The sequence below is a fragment of the Selenomonas sp. oral taxon 149 str. 67H29BP genome, from assembly GCF_000146365.1.
In the GTDB taxonomy this organism is placed as follows: Bacteria; Bacillota; Negativicutes; order Selenomonadales; family Selenomonadaceae; genus Centipeda; species Centipeda felix.
Window position 1 is genome coordinate 2,403,544 of record NZ_GL397087.1, and the last position, 21,529, is coordinate 2,425,072.

General features: G+C 57.5%; 22 protein-coding genes. 13 read left to right on the plus strand and 9 right to left on the minus strand.

Going from position 1 to position 21,529, the window contains the following annotated elements; all coding sequences use genetic code 11:
* Positions 1-238: 238 nt before the first annotated feature.
* Positions 239-526: a nucleotidyltransferase family protein gene (locus HMPREF9166_RS11295; RefSeq protein ID WP_009754151.1), complete on the minus strand. Its 288-nt coding sequence runs from the start codon at positions 524-526 to the stop codon at positions 239-241.
* Positions 527-757: 231 nt separating this feature from the next.
* On the opposite strand from HMPREF9166_RS11295, the gene HMPREF9166_RS11300 reads away from it, so the two are divergent.
* The gene (locus HMPREF9166_RS11300; RefSeq protein ID WP_009754153.1) at positions 758-1,390 is read left to right on the plus strand and encodes a hypothetical protein; all 633 of its coding nucleotides are present in this window, start codon (positions 758-760) and stop codon (positions 1,388-1,390) included.
* A gap of 285 nt (positions 1,391-1,675) precedes the next feature.
* A complete protein-coding gene (locus HMPREF9166_RS11305) occupies positions 1,676-2,332 on the plus strand; it encodes a class I SAM-dependent methyltransferase (RefSeq protein ID WP_039981448.1) in 657 nt (218 codons plus the stop codon).
* Positions 2,333-2,392: 60 nt separating this feature from the next.
* Here HMPREF9166_RS11305 and HMPREF9166_RS11310 read toward each other — a convergent pair whose 3' ends face one another.
* The 4 genes from HMPREF9166_RS11310 to HMPREF9166_RS11325 all read right to left on the minus strand — a co-directional run bounded on the left by HMPREF9166_RS11310 (position 2,393) and on the right by HMPREF9166_RS11325 (position 5,019).
* Complete coding sequence (locus HMPREF9166_RS11310; protein WP_039981450.1) at positions 2,393-2,635, minus strand: DUF2442 domain-containing protein; 243 nt, start codon at positions 2,633-2,635, stop codon at positions 2,393-2,395.
* A 66-nt stretch (positions 2,636-2,701) separates the two neighbouring features.
* The gene (locus HMPREF9166_RS11315; protein WP_009754156.1) at positions 2,702-3,484 is read right to left on the minus strand and encodes an amino acid ABC transporter ATP-binding protein; all 783 of its coding nucleotides are present in this window, start codon (positions 3,482-3,484) and stop codon (positions 2,702-2,704) included.
* Positions 3,465-4,109 (minus strand): amino acid ABC transporter permease, encoded by a 645-nt coding sequence (locus tag HMPREF9166_RS11320; RefSeq protein WP_009754157.1) that lies wholly within the window; start codon positions 4,107-4,109, stop codon positions 3,465-3,467. The genes HMPREF9166_RS11315 and HMPREF9166_RS11320 overlap by 20 nt, the downstream gene beginning before the upstream one ends.
* 103 nt (positions 4,110-4,212) lie before the next feature.
* Complete coding sequence (locus tag HMPREF9166_RS11325) at positions 4,213-5,019, minus strand: amino acid ABC transporter substrate-binding protein (RefSeq protein ID WP_009754158.1); 807 nt, start codon at positions 5,017-5,019, stop codon at positions 4,213-4,215.
* A 225-nt stretch (positions 5,020-5,244) separates the two neighbouring features.
* Between HMPREF9166_RS11325 and HMPREF9166_RS11330 the strand changes: the two genes are divergently transcribed.
* Positions 5,245-6,264 carry an HD-GYP domain-containing protein gene (locus tag HMPREF9166_RS11330; RefSeq protein ID WP_009754159.1) on the plus strand — a complete coding sequence of 340 codons (1,020 nt, stop codon included), beginning with the start codon at positions 5,245-5,247 and terminating at the stop codon, positions 6,262-6,264.
* 57 nt (positions 6,265-6,321) lie between these two features.
* On the opposite strand, the gene HMPREF9166_RS11335 is transcribed toward HMPREF9166_RS11330, so the two are convergent.
* On the minus strand, positions 6,322-7,545 hold the full coding sequence (locus HMPREF9166_RS11335) for an EAL and HDOD domain-containing protein (RefSeq protein WP_039981454.1): 1,224 nt from the start codon (positions 7,543-7,545) through the stop codon (positions 6,322-6,324).
* Between the two features lie 170 nt (positions 7,546-7,715).
* On the opposite strand from HMPREF9166_RS11335, the gene HMPREF9166_RS11340 reads away from it, so the two are divergent.
* Genes HMPREF9166_RS11340 through HMPREF9166_RS11360 form a run of 5 tightly spaced genes read left to right on the plus strand, consistent with a single transcriptional unit; the run spans position 7,716 to position 12,772 of the window.
* Positions 7,716-8,531, plus strand: a complete 816-nt coding sequence (locus HMPREF9166_RS11340; protein WP_039981456.1) for an energy-coupling factor transporter transmembrane protein EcfT — start codon at positions 7,716-7,718, stop codon at positions 8,529-8,531.
* A 13-nt stretch (positions 8,532-8,544) separates the two neighbouring features.
* Positions 8,545-9,369, plus strand: a complete 825-nt coding sequence (gene truA, locus HMPREF9166_RS11345) for a tRNA pseudouridine(38-40) synthase TruA (protein WP_050749724.1) — start codon at positions 8,545-8,547, stop codon at positions 9,367-9,369.
* Positions 9,323-10,564, plus strand: a complete 1,242-nt coding sequence (locus HMPREF9166_RS11350) for a GspE/PulE family protein (RefSeq protein WP_009754163.1) — start codon at positions 9,323-9,325, stop codon at positions 10,562-10,564. Before truA ends, HMPREF9166_RS11350 begins: the two co-directional genes overlap by 47 nt.
* Positions 10,557-11,552: a type IV pilus twitching motility protein PilT gene (locus HMPREF9166_RS11355; protein WP_009754164.1), complete on the plus strand. Its 996-nt coding sequence runs from the start codon at positions 10,557-10,559 to the stop codon at positions 11,550-11,552. Before HMPREF9166_RS11350 ends, HMPREF9166_RS11355 begins: the two co-directional genes overlap by 8 nt.
* On the plus strand, positions 11,549-12,772 hold the full coding sequence (locus HMPREF9166_RS11360) for a type II secretion system F family protein (RefSeq protein WP_009754165.1): 1,224 nt from the start codon (positions 11,549-11,551) through the stop codon (positions 12,770-12,772). The genes HMPREF9166_RS11355 and HMPREF9166_RS11360 overlap by 4 nt, the downstream gene beginning before the upstream one ends.
* Before the next feature lie 73 nt (positions 12,773-12,845).
* On the opposite strand, the gene HMPREF9166_RS11365 is transcribed toward HMPREF9166_RS11360, so the two are convergent.
* The 3 genes from HMPREF9166_RS11365 to HMPREF9166_RS11375 form a co-directional block, all read right to left on the minus strand.
* Positions 12,846-13,484, minus strand: a complete 639-nt coding sequence (locus HMPREF9166_RS11365) for a DUF4405 domain-containing protein (RefSeq protein ID WP_009754166.1) — start codon at positions 13,482-13,484, stop codon at positions 12,846-12,848.
* On the minus strand, positions 13,484-14,161 hold the full coding sequence (locus HMPREF9166_RS11370) for a flavodoxin (RefSeq protein WP_009754167.1): 678 nt from the start codon (positions 14,159-14,161) through the stop codon (positions 13,484-13,486). Before HMPREF9166_RS11370 ends, HMPREF9166_RS11365 begins: the two co-directional genes overlap by 1 nt.
* A 79-nt stretch (positions 14,162-14,240) precedes the next feature.
* The gene (locus HMPREF9166_RS11375) at positions 14,241-14,603 is read right to left on the minus strand and encodes a PTS glucitol/sorbitol transporter subunit IIA (protein WP_009754168.1); all 363 of its coding nucleotides are present in this window, start codon (positions 14,601-14,603) and stop codon (positions 14,241-14,243) included.
* 220 nt (positions 14,604-14,823) lie between these two features.
* Between HMPREF9166_RS11375 and HMPREF9166_RS11380 the strand changes: the two genes are divergently transcribed.
* The 5 genes from HMPREF9166_RS11380 to HMPREF9166_RS11400 are packed head-to-tail and all read left to right on the plus strand — an operon-like array spanning position 14,824 to position 21,500.
* Complete coding sequence (locus HMPREF9166_RS11380) at positions 14,824-16,689, plus strand: glucose PTS transporter subunit IIA (protein WP_009754169.1); 1,866 nt, start codon at positions 14,824-14,826, stop codon at positions 16,687-16,689.
* A 5-nt stretch (positions 16,690-16,694) separates the two neighbouring features.
* Positions 16,695-18,155 (plus strand): sucrose-6-phosphate hydrolase, encoded by a 1,461-nt coding sequence (locus HMPREF9166_RS11385; protein ID WP_039981459.1) that lies wholly within the window; start codon positions 16,695-16,697, stop codon positions 18,153-18,155.
* Positions 18,152-19,099, plus strand: a complete 948-nt coding sequence (locus HMPREF9166_RS11390) for an ABC transporter permease (protein ID WP_009754171.1) — start codon at positions 18,152-18,154, stop codon at positions 19,097-19,099. The genes HMPREF9166_RS11385 and HMPREF9166_RS11390 overlap by 4 nt, the downstream gene beginning before the upstream one ends.
* Positions 19,096-19,923 (plus strand): ABC transporter permease, encoded by an 828-nt coding sequence (locus HMPREF9166_RS11395; protein WP_009754172.1) that lies wholly within the window; start codon positions 19,096-19,098, stop codon positions 19,921-19,923. Before HMPREF9166_RS11390 ends, HMPREF9166_RS11395 begins: the two co-directional genes overlap by 4 nt.
* Before the next feature lie 59 nt (positions 19,924-19,982).
* A complete protein-coding gene (locus HMPREF9166_RS11400) occupies positions 19,983-21,500 on the plus strand; it encodes an ABC transporter substrate-binding protein (protein WP_006693399.1) in 1,518 nt (505 codons plus the stop codon).
* Positions 21,501-21,529 lie beyond the last annotated feature (29 nt).

Sequence of the window (21,529 nt, forward strand, 5' to 3'; positions counted from 1 at the left end):
GATCGTTTCCCATAGTAAGGAATCACTGATAAAATGAGGTCTGCCAGATTGGCGTAGATTTTTTGTCCGATTGAGGCAGCAAACCGGACGCATAGCAAAGGCTATGTGGAGGATTTGCTAACGAAAAGCGGGCGAAAAAGATGCGTCAAGATGGTCGTGCCGAATTTATCAGTGCTTCCTAAGTCCTTATCTGCGGACTCGTACTCATGGGCAAAGAGATTTCTTATTCCGCTTATCCCTATCGTTCATAGAGCAACACCTCGTCACGTTTGAGATTTTCTTTGAACAGGTCGGAGTCAGGGAGTTTGTTCAGAAGATCGAGTTCCGTGCCGAGGGCATCTTTGAGATCTGAATAGATACCGCTTAGCATAAAAAAACTTTTGATATCCCCCTCGATGCGCAGATCGACATCACTGCTTTCTGTTGCATTTCCACGTGCGTACGAGCCGAAGAGATAGGCTTTACGTATTGGATATTTTTCGCAAATAGGGGCAACGCGTTTCCTGATGGCGGCAATAGACAGCATGATGACACCTCCCTATATATCATATACTGTTTGTTCTTCTGGTTTCAAGTCAATGTGAAAAATTTTCTTTAGACAGAGTGGGACTTTATACGATAAAATATAGGAATGTGCGAATGACCGCGCCGTGATGCGCGCATACGGCTTCTCGACGAAGCTCACGGAGTCGGCGTGTGTGGCAGAGCTGATGAAGCGATATGAGGAACTGGTACAGAGAGGAATAGAGGAGAAAAAGTGATTTCATCCAAGATACGATTCCCCGTCATCTTCGTGGGGATCTTTGTCGCCGCGATTCTTGCGGCACTCTATTTTGCGACCTTTGGGCGCATGGCGAAGGCAGACCCTGCCGAGAGCATCCAGCTCTACTGCGATGCTTTTGTACGGCAGGATGAGGAGGCGCAGAAGAAACTCACGTCCTACGGTGCACCGACGGATGCGTTCAACATGAAGGCGGCGTTCGCGAATGCCCTCCAGACGGCGGGCGCGAATCTCTCGCCCGAGGAGGCAGCGGAGATTGGTGATGCCTATATGGAATCGCTGAAAAAAGCATCAGTCGAGACTTCTGTCTCGAGTCAGGGGGAAGGGCAGGCGACGGTTGAGGTGACGGTGACGCGGTTCAACATGATGGCGGCACGCGAGAAGGCAACCTCTCTCATGCGTTCCCGTATGAAGCTGAACGGGACACCCGAGGAGCTGCGTAAGACAGCCGTCGATGCGACGGCAGATGCCTATCGGGAACTCCAGCCGATGGGGATGGCGACGTTCTACGTCCCTGTCCGCTACAACGAAAAGACGCGCATCTGGGATCCCGCCGACCCTGTGCAGTTCGGTTTTGACCTGTCGAAGCAGACCATGGGCGTAGAGTAGTTGCCCCAACAGCTGCGACAAAAAGCCTCCCCCGTCGATATGGGGGAGCGGTCAGCGTCATCCGCGCGTCTGCATCCTATGGATTTGACTTGCGGGACGCTTTCCCATACGACCTGTTACCCAATCAGCTGCGCCCACAGGGCTTGCTTCTTGGACAGGTCAGCAGGGGGAGCGCGAAGCGGTGGAAGGGGCGCTTGTTGCGATAGAGTCGAAAAATAAGCGATGATTCTTGTCAGATTCGTAGTATTTGAAATGAGACTTTATTGATCGATGGAGGAAAATCGAATGGCAGAGACAGATTGGCAGCATACCGATCAGGATCAGGTAACGGCAGAGGGGAATCCACGTCGTCCTGAGGGAGATGCGGGGCGTGCGATGCTCGCACGGATGAACGAAAGCCATGCGCATCTCGTGGACTGGGGTCTGGGGTATCTTGCACTGCACTCAGCGGATACGGTACTTGACATCGGCTGCGGCGGCGGCAATACACTCGCGCGCATGGCAGAGCGTGTGACGGAGGGGCACCTCGTCGGTATCGACTACGCCGAGACCTCGGTGGAGGCGTCGCGCGCCTTCAATGCGGCATTGGTCGAGCGTGGACGGGTGGAGATCCTCCATGGCTCGGTTGAGGCACTCCCGTTTGCGGACGGGCATTTTGATGCCGTCGTGACGGTGGAGAGTTTTTACTTCTGGCCGACTCCCGAGGAGAGCTTGCGGGAGGTTGCACGCGTTGTGCGTGAGGGCGGATCGTTCCTCCTGCTCGCGGAGATCTGCGGGCGGGACGACCTGCCGGAGAGCACGCGTGCCAAGGTCGCGGAGTATCAGCTGACGAACCCGACGCCCGCAGAGTTCGAGCATCTTTTCCGCACAGCGGGATTCCGCGAGGTACAGATTCACCTCAAGGAAGGCGAGTACTGGATCGCAGTCGTGGGCGTGCGATAAAAGTTTTTACCGCTGCACAGTGTCCTAAGGATACAAGGGTATTTCCCTTGGAATTTTCCATCAAACAGTGGGTACAGAATCGTCATAGAGCTCGTGTGGGGCAATGTCCTGCCCATCTGCCCATACAACCGTAGAACCTGATACATGGACTGTTTGAAAAACAGTGGGAACTTTCAGCTTTTCGTACCATGATCCTTTGATGTACGGCATCACATCAAAAATTTTCTTCTCACCTGTATCAAAGAGCAGCAGTAATTTATAATCAGGAAGCGGCTTTACATCGAGTACTTTAGGCCGTAGCATGATATGTACTCCTTTATTGCAGAGGAGGACCACATATCTCTCCTATCATCTCTATTATACCAAGTATCATAGCATATTCCGCAGGAACTCTCGTGTGCGTTCTTCCTTCGGCGCACGGAAGAATGTCTGCGGTGCGCCTTGCTCGACGATGACACCATTCTCCATAAAGATGACATTGGTTGCCGCCTCGCGGGCAAATGCCATCTCGTGCGTGACAACGATCATGGTCATGCGCTCGGCGGCAAGCGCCCGCATGGTGCGGAGCACCTCGCCTGTGAGCTCGGGGTCGAGTGCGGAGGTCGGCTCGTCAAAGAGCATGATGTCCGGTTTCATGGCGAGGGCGCGCGCGATGGCGACGCGCTGCTGCTGTCCGCCGGAGAGCTGGCTCGGGTAGTAGTTCTCACGGTCGGAGAGTCCAACTTTTTTGAGGAGTTCGCGCGCGTAGGGGAGAATCTCGTCCTTTGACTGTCCCTTGACGTGAATGGGTGCCTCGATGAGGTTCTCGATCACGGTCATGTGGGGGAAGAGGTTGAACTGCTGAAAGACCATGCCCGTCGCCATGAGGATCCGCCGCACGTCGGCAGCGTCCGCGTAGGTCGCCGATGCCGCACCGTCCGGCGTATGGCAGAGTACCTCTCCGCCGATCGTGATGTCGCCGCGGTCGATGGTCTCCAATCGGTTGATGCAGCGCAGGAGCGTTGACTTGCCGGAGCCGGAGGAGCCGATGATGGCGAGCACCTCGCCGCGCGCGAGGGTGAGGTCAATCCCGCGGAGAACGCTGAGCTCACCAAAGGATTTGTGGATGCCGCGCATCCTGAGCATCGTGTCTTTAGTTTCCGTATCTGCCATAGTGCGCCTCCAGTTTTTTGAATCCATAGGTGAGTACAGCGGTCATGGCAAGGTAGAAGATGCCTGCGATGAGCAAGGGGGTCATGTCAAACTCGCGCTGTACGATGGTGCGCGCGACGCGCAGGAGGTCGTTCATGGCGAGGATGTAGACGAGGGATGTGTCCTTGACGAGGTTGATGGTCTCGTTGCTGACGGGCGGCAGGGTGATGCGCAGTACCTGCGGCAGGATGATGCGGCGCATGGTGAGCGGGCCGCTCATGCCGAGGACGCGCGCCGCCTCGAATTGACCGCGCGGCACCGCCTGTATGCCCGCACGGAAGATCTCGGCGAAGTAGGCGGCGTAGTTGAGGACGAAGGCGAGCAGTGCCGCTGCAATGTCGGGGAGCAGGATGCCGACCATCGGCAGGGCGAAGTAGACGAAGAGCAGCTGCAGCATGAGCGGCGTACCGCGCATAATCCAGATGTAGATTTCGAGGATGCGGCTGAGCGGCCGAAAGCGAGAGAGTCGTCCGAGCGCGACAAAGAGCCCCAGCGGCAGGGAAAGCGCGAGCGTGACACAGAAAATCTCGAGGGTGATGCCTGAGCCCTCGAGCATGAGACGGATAGTATCCAGTGTTTTGTCCATGAATGATATTCCTTACAGAAAAAGGGGCTGCCGCACGATGATTCGACATCGTACAGCAGCTCTTTCTTTGTGCCTCTGCCACCTGCGGCAGAAGGGCAACCATTTACTTCGTGATGTCCTTGGCGAACCACTTCGTCGAGATCTTGGCGATCGTGCCGTCTGCCTTCATCTCGTCGAGGACCTTCTGCACCTCGTCGCGCAGCTTCGTGTTGTCCTTCGCGAATGCGATGCCGAACTCGCTCACAGGACCGACGACCACGTCGAGCGCATCCAGTGTGTCGGGATGCTTGCTCATGTAGTAGCGGCCGACGATCTCGTCGCCGATGACGGCATCGAGACGGCCATTCTCAAGATCCATGAATGCCGCAACGTAGTCGGGGTACTTCTTGACCTCCTTGACTTCCTTCTTATAGAAATCTGAGGCGTCCATGTACTCCTCCACCGTGCCCGCACTCTGCGTGCCGACAGTCTTGCCCGCGAGGCTCTTCTCATCCGTAACGGCGGTGTTGCCCTTCTTCACGAAGATGATCTGGTGGTTGTCCATATAGGGCTTCGAGAAGAGCATGCTCTCCTTGCGCTTTTCGGTGATGTCGAGACCGTTCCAGAGCACCTGCACGCGGCCGCTCTTGAGCTCGGCTTCCTTACTCGACCAGTCGATTGCCTTGAACTCAACCTCACGACCGAGACGTTTTGCTGCTTCCTCTGCGAGATCAACGTCGAAACCGACGATCTTGTTGTTCTCGTCCTTAAAGCCCATCGGCGGGAAATTGTCGTCAAGTCCGACGATGATCTTTCCCATCTCTGCCGCATTATCCGTCGAGGGGACTTTCTCAGTGCTGCCGCACCCTGCGAGGAGTGCTGCCGAGCAGGCGAGTACCGTTGCTCCGGTCAGAATCGCTTTCCAGTTCATCTTCGTTTCTCCTTATCCTTCTACTGCTTTAATACAATAAAGTACTGATGTGTGTGTATTATACGATAGGTGAAGAAAATATGTCAAGTTTTTTTTAATTAAGCAGGTTTTTTTCTTTTCAGGTCGAAATATTTATAGACATGAGAATTTCGTAAGGAAGAATGACGTAAACCGAGGGAGGGGCTTGCTTTGCGTGCAATATCCGTAGACGATCTTGAGAATGGGATGATCCTAGCGCGGACGATCGTCAACGCCAAGCGCGTGGTGGTGGTGTCGGAGAATACGGAGCTGACGAAGGCGCACATCACGCGCCTGAAGTTTCTGAAGATCCCCGTTGTCTATATCAAGGACGAATCGGAGCTGAAGGAGGAGCGTTCGCCGATCTTCTCGCGCAGCAATCTCTTCATCAAGCAGTATGAGAATGTCATCGGTACGGCGAAGTCGATCTTTGAGGAGACAAAGAAGACGGGCACGGTTCCCGTGGAAGAGACGAATGAGATGGTGCAGGAGGATCTGCTGCCGCTCTCACGCCGCAGCGGAACGATTGACTATCTCAATGAGGTCAACCATCTCGCGAGCGATATCTATAACCACTCGTTGCGTGTGTCGATCCTCGCGGGGGTCATTGCCAAGTGGATGAAGCTCGACCGTGAGACGGCAAAGGATGTTGTTCTCGCGGGATTCCTCCACGATGTCGGCAAGTCGCGTTTTGATCAGCGTCTGCTCGAAAAGAATGTAGAAACGCTTGAGGGCGAGGACTATGAGAACTACATCCAGCATACGGTAGATGGAGCGCATATCCTCAACAATGTGGCGGGACTGACGGAGGGCGTGCGCCTTGCGGCGATGCAGCATCATGAGCGCATGGACGGCAGCGGCTTCCCGTTCAACAGCAAGGGCGACGACATTCATCTCTATGCTCGCATCATCGCTGTGGCGGATCTCTATGACAATATCACGGTCGAACGCGAGGGCTACCCGCGCCGCACGCCGTTCGATGCGGTGACGGAGATTGCGCGGCAGATGTATACGACGCTCGATCCGCAGGTTTGCCTGCCCGTCCTGATGAATATCAAGAATGCCTTCCTCGGCTCGCGTGTGCTCCTCAGTAATCATCGCGAGGGAACGATCACGGCATATCCGCACGGTGTTGTGCCGCTCCCGATCGTGACGATTTCGGAGGATGAGGTCATCGATCTCAATGAGGAGAAGAAGATTAAGATTCTGGAGTACAACCCGAAATAATAAAGAACATAGAAAAGCCCATCGGCGCGAACCAATGGGCTTTTTTGGTGTCCGCTGTCAGCAGACAGCCTGGAGTTTGTTATACCATTCGAGAACCTCGTCATAGATCGTGCTGATCTCCTCCAATGGGATGTGTTCATGCGCACAGCACGCAACAACTGACGACCAGTTGCCCTGTTCGTAGGAGATGACGAGGTCGAGCAGACGGCGCAGAGCGTTGTCCTCACCAAGCAGAGCAGCATTCAACTCGTCGGAGAGAGTGAGCTCCTTGAGTATCTCCGCCATCGGCTGGTTGAGCAGTACGTCAATTAGGGAGAACATGCCAAGCAGGAAGCCCGTGTCCGGCGTGAGGTCGTGCCGGTTCAGACTGCGGGCAATCAGCTCGCAGAATTTTGCACGCAGGAGCGAGAGGGTGAAGAGTTCGCTCGGTTTGTCCTCGGAGAAGGTTTGGAGACTGATGAGTGTCACCCAGCTGCGGATCCCGCTGAAGCCAAGGAGCACAGCAGCCTGCCGTAGGTTGGAGACGTGGTTGGTCAGTCCGATGCCGACCGAGTTGATATAGGTGAGGAGTTTGTACACGAGATTCGTATCCGCCCCGATCACTTCCGTGATGGCGTTAAAGTCAACGTTCGGACGGTTGACCTCCTTGAGAAGGCGAATACGCGATAGCTCGTTGTTGGTGAGTCTCTTTTGGTGCAGGACGACGGGTTTGCAGAAAAAATAGCCCTGGAAGAGGACATAGCCATCCTCCACTGCCTGACGGAATTCGTCCTCTGTCTCAATCTTCTCGGCGAGAAGCCGCACCTGCGGGGGGAGCACCTTGCGCAGGTTGGCACGCTCCTCGGGAGCTGTCGTGATGCGAAAGTCCACCTTGATGATGTCCGCCATGTTGATGAGCGGCTCGTAGCCCGGGAGCAGGACAAAGTCGTCGAGAGCGATCTTGTAGCCTGCATCCTTTAGATCACGTACGGCTTCGAGAATTTCAGGAGTCGGCTGCACCGTCTCGAGTACCTCCACGACGATGCTGTCGGAGGGCAGGAGTTTCGGTGCACGCGACAGGAGATTCTTCTCTGTGAAGTTGATGAAAGCCTTTCGGTTGGAGACGAGTTTTTTCATGCCAAAATTGAGCATGGCGTTGACCATGACGCTCTGTGTTGCCACATTTCCGTCGAGATTGGGGTCAAAGGCGTTTTTCAGACAACTGCGAAAAAGAATCTCGTATGCGTAGACATTCTTTTGCAGATCGAGAATCGCCTGACGCCCGATGAATGCATCTTCCATAAGGGAACCTTCCTTCATCTTGTATACGATCGCGGTAAATTATCATTCTCGTATACATATTATATCGACATTTTATGAAATTATATCATAGCTTTCTCGAAAAATAAATGAAAAACAGTAGACCAGATGGTATAATATAATAGGAAGAATGAAAAAATGGATGTGGTAATTTGTTGAATGACATACAAATCGGACGCTATATGCCCGGAGATTCCTTCCTGCACCGCATGGATCCACGCGTCAAGATTGTTCTCCTGTTCTTCTACCTGCTGCTCGTTTTCTTCGTCGAGAACGTGGCAGGCTTTCTTGCGCTTGGCATCAGCATTGCGCTGCTCATGATCGTTTCTCAGGTTCCGCTTGGAATGCAGCTGCGCTCGATTCGGCCGATTCTCTGGATCGTACTCTTTACGTTCGGCGTGCACCTCTTTATGACGCCGGGGACGGAACTGTTTGCCGTCGGCCCCCTGTCGGCGACGTGGGAGGGGCTGACACGCGGCGTGTATATCGGGCTGCGCCTAATCCTGCTCATCCTGTTGAGTACGCTGCTGACACTAACGACGAGTCCGCTGCGCCTGACCGACGGGCTGGAGGCACTTCTCTCTCCGCTGCGCCATGTGGGGGTTCCCGTGCATGAGCTGTCGATGATGATGACGATTGCCTTACGCTTTATCCCAACGCTGCTGGAGGAGCTGGATCGCATCATGAAGGCGCAGAAGGCACGTGGGGCGGATTTTGAGCATGGCAGTATCGTGCGGCGGATGCGTGCCATTGTACCCGTGCTCGTGCCGCTCTTTCTCTCTGCGTTTCGCCGTGCCGATGAGCTTGCAATGGCGATGGAGGCGCGCTGCTACCGCGGCGGTGAAGGACGTACGCAGATGAAGGAGCTGTACATCGGGCGTGTCGACTATGCGGCTGTCGCCGTCTTTATCCTCGGTGCGGCGGGCATCTGTGCCGTGAGTGTGGGAGGGCTGAGCTTTGCGCCCTGAGCATGTGGCGATGATGAAGGCACGTGCGCGAAATATCGCGCTGAAGGTCGCCTACGATGGGACGAACTATCACGGCTTTCAGCGGCAGACGCCGCCCATCCGTGCCGTGCAGAATGTCCTTGAGGCAGCTCTCGCCCAGGTCTGCGGTGAGACGGTGGAGCTTGCGTCGGCGGGGCGCACGGATGCGGGGGTTCATGCCTATGGTCAGGTGGTGAATTTCTTCACGGACGGACGCATCCCGACGGAGCGCTTGCCGCGTGCGGTGAACGGCCTCCTGCCGCCGGATATTGTCGTGTCGGAGGCGTGGGAGGCAGCGCGGGATTTCAGCGCACGGCACAGTGCAACGGGCAAGGCATACGTCTATCGCATGAAGGAGTGCCGCGTGCCGGATCCCTTCACACGCAGCTATGCATGGCAGATTTTTCAGCCGCTCGATTACGATGCGATGCGGGCGGCGCTGCATCTCCTTGAGGGGACGCATGACTACTCCTCATTTCGTGCGGCGGGTGGTGCGCCGATGTCGCCCGTCCGTACGCTCGATACGATCCGTCTGACGGCGGAGGGGGAGGGGCGTCTCTCGCTCTATATCCACGGCACGGGCTTTCTCTATCACATGGTGCGCAATATCGTCAGTACGGCTGTGGCGGTCGGTACGGGGCGTATCTCCAAGGATCGCTTTGCGGAGATCTTTGCGGCACGGGATCGTCGGCTCGCGCCGCCCACGGCTCCGGCCGGCGGGCTGTATCTACTCGCGGTGGATTATGACGGCACATCGGAAAGGAGCCATACCGATGGAGCAGGAAATGCTGCAGCGTCTTGTGACAAATGCCGTACGTGAAATGCGCTTGCCGTCTCGTCCGGAGGGACGCGGCAGTCATGTACTGACGCTCGTGGACGCCGTCCTCGATGCAGCACTGGATGAAGAGGCAACGGACATCCATCTTGAGCCGATGGAGGAAGGACTGCGCATCCGCGTCCGCGTCGATGGGCTGCTGCGCGCGTATCCGATCCTGCTGCCGGCGGCAATCGCTCCGGTAGTTATTGCACGTCTAAAGGTGATGGCGGGCATCGACACGGCGAAGCGCAACCGTCCGCAGGATGGGCAGATTCGCTATCCACACAGGGAGCGCAGCGTCGATATGCGCGTGGCGGTTCTTCCTGTCGTGGGCGGTGAGCGCATGGTTGTGCGCATTATGGACGGGACGGAGCGATTCCTTCACTGCAGGGAGCTCGGTTTCACGCCGGAAAACGAAGCGATTTTTGAACGACTCATCCATCGACCGACGGGGCTCCTCCTCGTCTGTGGACCGATGAACTCGGGCAAGACGACGACGCTCTATGCGGCACTCGCTGAGCTCAATGACCCAAACTGTCACATTATGACGCTCGAAGATCCCGTGGAGCGGCGTATTGACGGAATCAGTCAGTTTGCCGTATGTCCAGAGGCGGGGCTGACCTTTGTCGCGGGACTGCGGGCAGCACTGCGGCAGGATGTCCAGAAGATCCTCTTGGGCGAGATCCGCGACCGTGAGACGGCGGAGATGGCGGTGCGTATTGCCCTCACGGGACACGCGCTGTTCTCGACGCTCCATACGGAGGACTGTGTCGCCGCGATTTTTCGCATGATCGAGATGGGGACGCCGCCCTATCTGCTCGCAGCGACGCTCTCGGGGGTTGTAGCCCAGCGGCTTGTGCGCCGTGTTTGCGTTCATTGTCGTGAGACGTACACCGTCGCTGCAGGCTCAGATGAGGCTCTTCTCCTCGGATCGCTCTATCATGAAGGGATGACGCTCGTGCGCGGGCGCGGCTGCCCGCATTGTCGCGGGAGCGGTTATCATGGACGCATGGCGATACATGAGATGCTGCCCATCTCCGAGCATATCCGCACGGCGATCCTCGGAGCGAGATCGCGAGATGATCTGCGGCGCGCGGCAGGGGCGGAGGGGATGCGCTCTCTCTGGCAGGACGGCGCGGCAAAGGCTATCGAAGGGGAGACGACGTTAGGGGAGGTGGAGCGTGCACTCTATGGATGAAACGGACGCGTGGCAGGAACTGCTGCGCCGCATGATGACAGTGAATGCCTCGGATCTCCATGCGGCACCGCATCAGCAGATACAGCTGCGCCGTGACGGCATGCTGATGGCGGAGGATCTCATTCCCACAGCGGCACTGATGGAGGCGTGTGCCTGTCAAATGCTCTCGGATGCGCAGCGCGCTCTTCTTTCTGTGCAGGATGTCGATGCCGCGTGGGACTGGGAGGGACGGCGGTTTCGAGGAAACTTTTATCGAACGCAGGAGGGGATGGCTCTTTCCCTGCGTCTCCTGCCTGAGCGCATCATGACGCCCGATGAGGTCGGTATGCCGTCTGCCGTGCGTACGGCTCTTGAGATGAGGGATGGACTCGTACTGCTCTGCGGAGCGACGGGGGCAGGCAAGACGACAACGCTTGCCGCGCTCATTGATGCGGTCAACCATACGCGTTCCCTCCATATCATCACACTTGAGGATCCCGTCGAATATGTTTTTGCCGCAGATCGTGCCTTTTTCAGTCAGCGGGAAGAGGGGCGGGATTTTGCTTCCTTTCCCGATGCTGTGCGCAGTGCGCTGCGTGAGGATCCCGACCTCCTGCTCGTGGGTGAGATCCGTGACCGTGCAACCATTGAGGCGACACTCCTCGCGGCGGCGACGGGCGTGCTCGTCGTGGGGACAATCCACGCGGGGACGGCCGCGCAGGCGGCGCGCCGCGTGGAGAGTTTCTTTCCGGCGGATGCGCGGGATGCGGTGCGCGCACAGTTTGCCGATGTCGTCCGCGGCATCTTTGCTCAGCGCCTTCTGCCGCGGCGGGGCGGCGGCCGTATTGCCGCGTTTGAGACGCTGGTTGGTACCTCCGCCGTGCGAAATGTCCTGCGGCAGGGACGCTATGATCAGCTTGAGACGCTCATGATGAGCGGTGCTGCGCAGGGGATGCAGACGGCGGAGATGGCAGAGGCCGAGCTTCGTGCACGGGGCGTCCTCGCATGACGATATTTTCTTATACGGCGTGCACGGCAGAGGGGCGAAAGATACACGGCATCATTGAAGCCGAGAGCGCGCCGGCAGCGGCACGGATGCTCATGGAGCGCGGTGAGACGGCCGTGCGCATCGAGGAGCGACGGACGCTGCGCCTGCCGCAGCATACACAGCAGTGGCTGTCGCGCCGTGGCGGTGTGACGGACGAGGAGAGGATCGCCTTCTTTCAGGAGCTATCTGCCCTTCTCGCCGTGGGACTTCCCCTGCACCGCGCACTGGAACGCCTGCGCGACGGCGTGGGAGCAACATCATCGTCGGGACGGCTGCTCCATGCTCTGCATCATGCGGCCATGCAGGGGATGCCGCTTTCACAGGCGATGGAGACGAAGAGGCAGATCTTTTCCCCTGTTCTCATCGGCATGGTACGCGCGGGGGAGGAGAGCGGCTCGCTCGATGTCGTGCTCGGAGCGGCAGCGTCGTTTCTCACAGAGGAGTACCGTATGCGCGAGGCACTGTGGAGCGCGCTCCTCTATCCGCTTTTTTTACTGGCGGCAGTCGTGCTCTCCATCGTCCTCATGACCGTCTTTATTCTGCCCATCTTCGCGGCACTCCTCGCGGATCTGCATGCCGATCTTCCACTGCCGACACAGCTGCTCCTCACGGTGTCGGCACAGATCGCCGATGCGCCTGTGGCGACGGTATGTCTCCTTTTCGCCGTGCCCCTCGGTATCGGGCTGCTCCTGCGCATTCCGACGGCGCGCTTTCTCTGTGACCGCTGCATCCTGCGGCTGCCCGTTGTGGGCGTATTCATCCGCTGTCGTGCGTGGCAGATGATCCTGTGCGTTCTCGCCGTTCTCCTGCGCAGTGGGATTCGCCTCGACCGCGCCATTGCACTGGCATGCACGGCAACGGGAAATCGTGCGCTCCGCCGTCAGCTGAGCCACATAGAGCAGCGGCTTATCGAGGGACGCAGCCTCACACAGATCATGGCAGATGACCCCTATCTGCCGTCTCTCGTGCGCGGTATGCTAGCCGCAGGCGAGGAGGCGGGGGAATTGGAACGCATTCTTCCGCAGGCGGCAGAGTATTGTGCACGCCGGGCGGAGATTATCGGACAGCGTGTGGCGGCACTCGCCGAGCCAATCATGATCGTCATTGTTGCGGGGCTCATCTTCTTTGCCGTGCTCTCCTTTCTCCTGCCGATCTTTGACGCGATGGATGCGATGATGTGACGGTGGCGAGATAAACGCGGTTCTTACTAAAGAAGACGCTTCTCACGTATTGGTGAAAAGCGTCTTCTTATTTTTATTTCCGCATGCGCCATGACTGATAGAAGATGGCGAGGCATGCGCAGGCAAGGAACATGAGGAGCAGGTCGCACTGGTATGTCCATGTTCCCGTAAGTCCGCCAAATGATAGATGTTCAAAGAGGATCTTGTCGTAGATGCGCGTCGTGATAAAGCGGTGAATGCCTGCTGCCGTCAAAAGAATACCGACGACATATAGAACGCGTGGCATCGTCCGTGGGATACGCAGCGGGATACGGCGCAGCAGAGCTCTCCACAGCATGCGGGCATGCAGACCGACATGCACGCCAACGACGAGAAAGAGCAGCACACCGGCAGAGAGGTGGACTGCGTGGACGTAGATGGATGCGAGCCCGCGCAGACGCACAATGGGAAGAGCGTAGAGGGAGATGAGTATGCCCGATACCAAGGTCACGGCAAGGAGCAGGAGTATGATGATATTCACCGTGTTGAGTGCCGTCATCGGCAGGCGCCGCCAAAAGAGCGCGCGAAGATAGGCGCGCTCGAGCCACAGGTGGATGCCGCCGAGGATGAGAAGGGCACAGCCCAGATACTCATGCACGGGCTCCGTCGTCAGCAAACGGTTTGGCAGAAAGAACATGAGGAGCGTGATGAGGACAAAGAGCAGGGGGCGCATCAGTTGTGGTACCCCAATCCCTCCAGCCAGACGGCAATGTGCTTATTTGTCTCTGTCGCATTGTCACGCACCGTCTTGCCGCGGATGCACATCCCCGGAAACGCCGCCGCGCCCTTGGCATAGTTCGGGATATCCGCCTCTTTGCCGCTCATTGCATTGCCCGATCCGGTGGAGAATGGGATGATGACCTTATCTGCGAAGTCATAGCTCTCAAGGAAGGTGTAGATCGGCATCGGTAGATCCTGGTACCAGATCGGATAGCCGAGGAAGATGATGTCGTACTGCGCCATATCATCGAATTTTGATGCGAGCAGCGGGCGCGCCTGTTTGGATTGCTCCTCTTTTGCCACCTCTGTCATCTCCTTGAGGTCGATCGGGTAGGGGATGACAGTCTGTATCTCGAACGTGGCATCCGCATGGATAAGCTCTGCAAGCTGCTCAGCAAGGAGCGCCGTGTTTCCCTTTTCGACGTAGCCAACTTCGTGGTTTTCCCCTGCGCGCGAGAAGAATGCGACGAGCACGCGTTTTCCTTCAAAGGAAGCAGGGGGCTTCAGCGGTTGAGAGAGGTCGAGGGCAGCATGATCTTCCTCTGCGTCGTCGGCTGCCGTATTTTTACTCCCGCAGCCGAGCGTGAGAAGAAGCAGCGCGGCAAGCAATACGGCGAGAATTTTTTTCATGGATATTCTCTTTCATTGTGCGTACAGAAAAGAGCCAGAGTGCATTACAGTTGATCTGGCTCTCACAGTTTCTTTGGTTTTATTTCCCGGAGAAGGAAAACTTCAGTCCCACTGAGATCGGAGGTACGGGACCGCCCTCCAGTTCGATCTGCCCTGGCATAGAGCCTGTTGTGTTAAAGAGCAGCGTGCAGTGCCCGCTGTCGCGGATCGTGTCATTTGCGTTCTCACCGACGCGTGTGACCTTATATTTCTGCTTTCCAAACGTCAGCGTATCTCCGACGGTGATGTCGCTCTTCAGATCGCCTGATGTGTGCTCAATGACCATCTCGGCGAGATTGGGGTGTGCTCCCTCGTCCAGCAGGATAATGCTGCTGTTGGTCTCGAGGAATTTGCGCGCCAGTTTGCCGATGGCAGTCACACTGACTTCATACTTTACAGCCATCTCTTATGCCCTCCCCATGGTATACAATAAAACTTTCCACAGTTATTCTATCACATGGGCTTTGGGTTGTAAAATGATTTTGCCGATTATGCCGTGATATAGGCGGTCTCCGTTGACAATGAAAAGAAAAATTAGTAAAATTTTAGAAGGATATGCGCATGGGGCGTGGGGTTCTAAGGAAGTGCCGAATGTATCGGCGTTTCCATAAGGGGGAATTTACATGAAGGACATTCGTTTGGACAGTCCTCTGCAGGGGCGGCTGATCCCGCTGTCGGAGGTGTCGGATCCCGCCTTTGCGAGCGGGGCAATGGGGCGCGGTGCGGCGGTAGCCGACCCGGAGGGCCGTGTGGTCTCTCCCGTGGATGGCGAGGTAACTGTGCTCTTTGAGACGAAGCACGCCATTGGGATTCACGGGACAGATGGCGTGGATATCCTCATCCACGTCGGCGTGGATACGGTGAAGCTCGGGGGGATGCATTTTACTGCGCATGTGGCGCAGGGCGATACGGTGAAGAAGGGGCAGCTGCTGATCGAGTTCGATCCCGCCGCCATCCGCGCGGCCGGCTATGAGACGACGACGCCCATCCTTGTGACCAATGCGGCAGACTATGGGACGATCACGCTGGTGTCGGATGGGGCAGAAATTTCCTCTCACAATGCAGAAGCCACGGCGGAGACGCAGGCTGCGGCAGAGGAGGCGGCAGAGGACGACATTGACCCGAATCTGCCAAAGGAAGAGCGCGTCGCCAAGCTGATCTGGAAGTATGTCGGCGGAGCGGGGAATGTTCGTAGTGCCGAGCACTGCGCGACGCGTCTGCGACTGATCGTCAACGACAAGACGATCATCGACGAGAAGGCGATCGAGAACATCGACGGCGTGAAGGGACAGTTCTTTGCCGCCGCCCAGTATCAGATCATCCTCGGGACGGGATTTGTCGACAAGGTTTATGACGCCTTCGTCGCGGGGACGAATCTCGGCTCGACTGCGGGCAGCGGAAAGCAGGAGGCATACGAGCAGATGTCGCCGCTGCAGAAGGTCTCACGCACCCTCGGCGACGTCTTTGTCCCCGTCATTCCCGTGCTTGTTGCGACAGGACTCTTCATGGGGCTGCGCGGGATGGCACAGAGTCTCGGCATCGAGATGAACGAAAATCTCCTGCGCATGAGTCAGATCCTGACGGATACGGCCTTTGCCTTCCTGCCCGCGCTCGTCTGCTGGTCGACGATGAACCGCTTCGGCGGAACGCCCGTCATCGGCATTGTGCTTGGTCTGATGCTTGTCGCTCCGCAGCTGCCGAACGCCTATGCGATCGCGGCGGGGGATGCCGTTCCTCTCTCAATGGAGATCTTCGGGATTCCAATTCCCGTGGTCGGCTATCAGGGCTCGGTTCTGCCCGCACTCGTACTTGGTATCTTTGCGGCGCGTTTGCAGAAATGGTTCAAGACCTTTGTGCCCGATATCATTGACCTCATTGTCACGCCGTTCCTTACGTTGTTTGTCTCTATGCTGCTCGGGCTCCTCATCATCGGACCGATCATGCACACACTCGAGATCGGTGTTTTCGGCGCAGTACGTGCCTTTTTGGAGCTGCCGTACGGAATCGGCGGTTTTGTCGTCGGCGGTCTGCATCAGGTGATCGTCGTGTTCGGCGTGCATCATGTGTTCAACGCGCTTGAGGTGCAGCTTCTCGCGTCGACAGGCGTTGACCCGTTCAACGCCATCATTACCGGTGCGATTGTGGCACAGGGCGGTGCCGCCGTTGCGGTCGCAGCGCGTACGCGTGATGCAAAAAAGCGTGCCCTCTATATTTCCTCGGCTGTTCCTGCTTTCCTCGGCATCACAGAGCCTGCGATCTTCGGCATTAACCTGCGCTTTATGCGCCCGTTTATCTGCGGCCTGGTCGGCGGGGCGTGCGCGGGCGCAGTGGCGGGCTTCCTGCATCTCGCGGGGACGGGCATGGGTATCACCGTTCTGCCCGGGACGCTGCTCTATCTTGATCATCTGCCCGCTTACATCCTCGTCAACGTGATCGGCTTTGCCGTCGCCTTTGGTCTGACCTTTGTCGTTTTTCGCACGGAGGAGTGAGCGCTGTGGAGAATTTTGACAAGCGGGACATTGACACACGGTTGGCGGAGGGCTTTCCCTTCACCGATCGCCCTCACAATCGCTTTCATCTCGAAATGCCATTTGGACTGATCAACGATCCGAACGGGCTCGCCTACCACAATGGCTGGCATATTTTCTATCAGTGGAATCCCTTCGGCTGTGCGCATAAAAATAAATCGTGGGCACACACGAAGACGCGCGACTTCTGTACCTACAGCGTGCCCCAGCTCGCCCTGTGGCCGAGCGACGCACATGATAAGGACGGATGTTACTCGGGGTGCGCTGCGGAGGAGGACGGGCGGCTGCGCGTCCTCTACACCTGCAACGCGAAGGATGCGGAGGGCAATCGCAGTTCCGTACAGCGCTTCGGCACGTATACGAAGGCGACGGGGATGGTGAAAAAAGAGGAGATCATCATCGATGGGCCGCCGCCCGGCTTTACGGCGCATTTTCGTGATCCCTATCTGTTTGAGCGCGACGGCGTACGCTATCTCATCATCGGGGCGCAGACGGAGGAAGAGCGCGGCTGTGTCCTCATCTACCGCGAGACGGCGGATGGCTGGGTCTACCGCGGCGAGCTGAAGACACAGCTGAAGGATTTTGGCTATATGTGGGAGTGTCCGAACCTCCTCTCCTTCGGGGATTACGACGTCCTGCTCTTCTGCCCGCAGGGGGTGCCCGCGCGTGCCTACGACCGCCAGAATCTCTATCAGTCTGGCTATATCGCAGGGCATGCGTCCATGGACGCGATGGAGATGCTCATGCACGGGCGGTTCAAGGAACTCGACCACGGATTTGACTTCTATGCACCGCAGGTCGTGACGCATGAGGGGAGGCATATTCTCATCGGCTGGATGGGGATGCCCGACCGTGAGGACGACTACCCGACGCGCGCGGAGGGCTGGATGCACAGCCTCACGTTGCCGCGCGTGCTGACACTGCGTCAGGGGCATATCTTTTCTGAGCCGGTACATGAACTGAAGGCACTGCGCCACCGTGAGACAGAGCGCACACTGGAGGCGGAGCAAACGAGCCATTTCGAGACAGCGCTCTTTGACCTCACAGAGTTGCTGCTCGACATCGAGGTAGGGGATGCCTACACCGTTGCGCTTGAGTTGGTCTATGGGGCGGAGAAATTGGTGTTCCGCTACAATCGTCTGGAACAGATCATGACCATCGACCGCACGAAAATGCGCCAGGGAGGACGCGGTACGCGCAGCTTTAAGCTCTACGTCGATCGTACTCTTTCGCTGCGCATCTACGTTGACCACAGTGCCGTCGAGGCATTCTTCCAGTACGGCGAGGAGGCAGCGACCGTTGCGATCTTCCCCGAGGAGGATGTGCGTCCGACGCTGCGTGTCTTCTCCGATGTGGATGTGGAGCAGCTGACGGGCGTTCTCTGGGAGCTTGAGTCGTTCCACTACGAGGCCGTGGGTTCAATATGAGCGGCATCATCTTACGGCGGTTTGTCGGTATGCTGGTCGTGCTGCTCGCCATGACCGGCGGGACATTCGTGCTCATGCAGCTCTCGCCCGTCGACCCAGTCGCGCTTCACTTTGTCATGATGGGCGTTCCCGCCGACCCGCAGCTTGTCGCGGAGTTTCGTGCGGAGCTGGGACTGGATCAGCCGCTGATCGTTCAATATGCGCACTGGCTGTGCGGGATACTGTCCGGCGATCTCGGCTACTCCATCGCTTATGGCGTTCCCGTTGCGGACTTGGTGCGTGAGGCACTGCCGCGGACGCTTGCACTTGCAGGTCTCTCTGTTCTGTTTGCCGCAGTGGCTGCGATTCCGCTCGGTCTGCTTGCCTTTTATCGGCATGGAACCTGGATCGATCATGCTGCGCGCATCCTGTCATTTCTAGGAATCTCTCTGCCGACCTTCTGGGTCGGCCTTTTGCTGATTTTGCTGTTCTCCGTTCATCTGCGTCTCGTCCCTGTGACGGCGACGGATGGTCTGCGCGGGATGATCCTGCCGGCTGCGGCTCTTGCCATCTGGATTGCGGGGCTCTATATTCGTCGCCTTCGCAATGCTCTGCTCGAGGAGCATGGGAAAAACTATGTGATTGGGGCGCATGCGCTCGGACTGCCGGCTCATGTTGTCCTATGGCGTTATATCATGCCGAATGCCCTGACGGGGCTTGTCCCGATGCTCGGGCTTACGCTCGGGAATATTCTCGGCGGCTCTGCCGTCATTGAGACGATTTTTGGATGGCGCGGCATGGGGCAGCTGATGACGACGGCAATCCTCGCGCAGGACTATCAGTTGATGCAGGCGTATATCCTGTGGGGGACGGGGATTTTTGTGGTGATGAATTTCATCGCCGATCTCATCTGTCTCCGTTTGGATCCGCGCCGCATGCAGGAAGGGGGGGCGCGTCAGCTATGAGTTATCTGTGGGGCAGACTGCTGCGCCGTCGGGATTTCTGCATCATCGGCATGCTGCTCATCGTATGGGCGCTGCTCGCAGTGCTTGCACCCTATATCGCTCCCTACGATCCCTATGAACAGGATCTGACGATGCGTCTGACGGGCAATACGGCGGGGCATTTCTTCGGAACGGATCAGCTCGGGCGCGACATTCTTTCGCGCATCCTGTACGGCGGGCAGATCAGCCTGTCGGTCACGCTGCTCATTGTCGCAGTCACAGCATTTTTTGGCATCGCTGTCGGGATGGTCGCAGGATTTCTGCGGGGGACGGCGGATCGCGTCATGACGGCACTGCTGGACTTCTTTCTGGGAATGCCGTCGCTCGTCGTCTCCATCGCTCTGATCGGCGTACTCGGGCCGAGCATCCCGCATCTCATTCTCGCGCTCTCGTTCACGCATTGGGCGGAGTATGCCCGCGTTGCACGCACACTCGTGCAGTCCGAGCGGGAGAAACCCTACGCACGGTATGCGGTGTTCAGTGGGGCAGGGCTTTGGGGCGCACTGTCCTCCTACCTCCTGCCGAATGTTCTGCCGCGCCTCTTGGTGCTCATTTTTCAAAATATCGGAGAGATTCTGCTCACGGTTGCGGGACTTTCTCTCATTGGCATCGGCGTGCCTCTGCCCTATCCGGAGTGGGGAACGATGCTCATGGGAGCGCGCGACTATTTGCAGACCGCCCCGCAGCTCATGATTTACCCCGGGGCAGCGATCTTTGTGACGATCTTTCTGTTCAACTATATGGGGGATATACTGCGCGACGTAATGGATCCGTCCGGGGGGTGATGTGTATGACAGGGAATCGTATCTTAGCGTAGTTTTTGGGCGAAAGAAGGAGAAAATCTATGAAAAAACTGTATGTGCTCATGACTCTGATGCTCCTGATGATGGGGCTTCTCGCGGGCTGCGGCTCGGAGAAACAGGAGGCTGCGGGCAAGCATCTGAATGCTGCCCTGTATTGGTTCGGTGAGTCCGTCGATCCGGCGCATGAGTGGGACGGCTGGACGGTGACGCGCATCGGCGCAGGTGAGACGCTTGTCACAGTCTCGGACAAGATGGAGTTCACACCGCAGCTTGCCGACAAGTGGGAGGCGGTCAATCCGACGACGTGGCGGTTCCACATCCGCGAGAATGTGAAGTTCCAGGATGGTGAGGCGATGACGCCGGAGCTCGTCAAGGCATCGCTCGAGCGCACGCTGAAGGAGAGCCCGCGCTCGCAGAAGTCCTCGAAGATCAAGGAGATCAAGGTGGACGGACAGAACCTCCTCATCGAGACGACGGAGCCGTACGGTGCGCTCGTGGCGGCACTGACGGAGCCGGCCTTTGTTATCATCAACACGAAGGCGGATCTCTCGAAAGCGGATTCCGCACCTGTGCTGACGGGGCCCTATCAGATTGTCGGCTTCAAGAAGAACGAGGAGATTCAGCTCAAGAAGAATGAGCACTATTGGGACGGCACCCCCGGGCTTGACACGCTTACGGTCAAGAACATCGAGGATGACAACAAGCGCGCGATGGCACTGCAGGCGGGCGATGTGGATTACATCCAGCGGTGCAACAGTGCGAGCCGCAGTCTCTTTGAGAATGACAAATACAAGATCCATGAGATCACGGGTGTTCGTGTCTATATGTTCCGCATGAATCTCGAGCGTGTGCTTGCGGATGCACATCTGCGCCGTGCACTCAGCTATGCGGTTAATTACGATGATCTGGTGAAGATCGAGGGGAACGGCACAGCTGTCGCTGGGGCGGTATTCCCGCCGCACCTCGGACCCTCGTATCAGGAGTCGCTGCGTCAGCATACGGATCTCGCGAAGGCTGCGGAGGAGCTTGCCGCCGCAGGTTATACTGCGAAGAATGCAGATGGCTATGTGACGAAGGACGGCAAGGAACTCGAGCTGACGATCAATGCGTGGGGCAGCAAGTCCGAGATCTACGAGGCTCTGCAGAACCAGCTCAAGCAGGCGGGCATCAAGGCGACGATCCGCCGCATCCAGAACTCCGAGGAGGCAAAGACGAAGCGTGACTTCGACTTGACGGAGAGCAACTGGATCACGCTCGGCACAAACGATCCGTTCTGGTATCTGGATCAGACGCTCCGCTCGACCAGTGAGGAGAACGTCGGTCACTACAGCAACCCCGAGGTTGACAGCCTCCTGAAGCGGATGGGCGACTCTGCGGATGCCAAGGAACGCCTTGCACTCGCCGGTCAGATTGAGAACCTCGTGCTGCAGGATACGCCGAGCCTCTTCTTGTTCAGCGTGGCGAACCAGGTTGTTGCGACGAGCAAGGTGTCGGGCGTCTATATGCACCCGATCGACTACTACCTCATCACGAAGGATCTGACGATTGGCGGGAAGTAAGGCGGACGGATCAGTCTCCCTGCTCTCGA

What these genes read in the sequence shown, in the direction of transcription:
- HMPREF9166_RS11375 (WP_009754168.1), bottom strand. Translation starts at nt 14,603, where the DNA reads ATGGCTGTAAAGTATGAAGTCAGTGTGACTGCCATCGGCAAACTGGCG.
- HMPREF9166_RS11330 (WP_009754159.1), top strand. Translation starts at nt 5,245, where the DNA reads ATGATCCTAGCGCGGACGATCGTCAACGCCAAGCGCGTGGTGGTGGTG.
- HMPREF9166_RS11370 (WP_009754167.1), bottom strand. Translation starts at nt 14,161, where the DNA reads ATGAAAAAAATTCTCGCCGTATTGCTTGCCGCGCTGCTTCTTCTCACG.
- HMPREF9166_RS11350 (WP_009754163.1), top strand. Translation starts at nt 9,323, where the DNA reads ATGGAGCAGGAAATGCTGCAGCGTCTTGTGACAAATGCCGTACGTGAA.
- HMPREF9166_RS11295 (WP_009754151.1), bottom strand. Translation starts at nt 526, where the DNA reads ATGCTGTCTATTGCCGCCATCAGGAAACGCGTTGCCCCTATTTGCGAA.
- HMPREF9166_RS11365 (WP_009754166.1), bottom strand. Translation starts at nt 13,484, where the DNA reads ATGCGCCCCCTGCTCTTTGTCCTCATCACGCTCCTCATGTTCTTTCTG.
- HMPREF9166_RS11400 (WP_006693399.1), top strand. Translation starts at nt 19,983, where the DNA reads ATGAAAAAACTGTATGTGCTCATGACTCTGATGCTCCTGATGATGGGG.
- HMPREF9166_RS11315 (WP_009754156.1), bottom strand. Translation starts at nt 3,484, where the DNA reads ATGGCAGATACGGAAACTAAAGACACGATGCTCAGGATGCGCGGCATC.
- HMPREF9166_RS11310 (WP_039981450.1), bottom strand. Translation starts at nt 2,635, where the DNA reads ATGCTACGGCCTAAAGTACTCGATGTAAAGCCGCTTCCTGATTATAAA.
- HMPREF9166_RS11380 (WP_009754169.1), top strand. Translation starts at nt 14,824, where the DNA reads ATGAAGGACATTCGTTTGGACAGTCCTCTGCAGGGGCGGCTGATCCCG.
- HMPREF9166_RS11320 (WP_009754157.1), bottom strand. Translation starts at nt 4,109, where the DNA reads ATGGACAAAACACTGGATACTATCCGTCTCATGCTCGAGGGCTCAGGC.
- HMPREF9166_RS11335 (WP_039981454.1), bottom strand. Translation starts at nt 7,545, where the DNA reads ATGGAAGATGCATTCATCGGGCGTCAGGCGATTCTCGATCTGCAAAAG.
- HMPREF9166_RS11395 (WP_009754172.1), top strand. Translation starts at nt 19,096, where the DNA reads ATGAGTTATCTGTGGGGCAGACTGCTGCGCCGTCGGGATTTCTGCATC.
- HMPREF9166_RS11390 (WP_009754171.1), top strand. Translation starts at nt 18,152, where the DNA reads ATGAGCGGCATCATCTTACGGCGGTTTGTCGGTATGCTGGTCGTGCTG.
- HMPREF9166_RS11355 (WP_009754164.1), top strand. Translation starts at nt 10,557, where the DNA reads ATGGATGAAACGGACGCGTGGCAGGAACTGCTGCGCCGCATGATGACA.
- truA (WP_050749724.1), top strand. Translation starts at nt 8,545, where the DNA reads ATGAAGGCACGTGCGCGAAATATCGCGCTGAAGGTCGCCTACGATGGG.
- HMPREF9166_RS11325 (WP_009754158.1), bottom strand. Translation starts at nt 5,019, where the DNA reads ATGAACTGGAAAGCGATTCTGACCGGAGCAACGGTACTCGCCTGCTCG.
- HMPREF9166_RS11305 (WP_039981448.1), top strand. Translation starts at nt 1,676, where the DNA reads ATGGCAGAGACAGATTGGCAGCATACCGATCAGGATCAGGTAACGGCA.
- HMPREF9166_RS11360 (WP_009754165.1), top strand. Translation starts at nt 11,549, where the DNA reads ATGACGATATTTTCTTATACGGCGTGCACGGCAGAGGGGCGAAAGATA.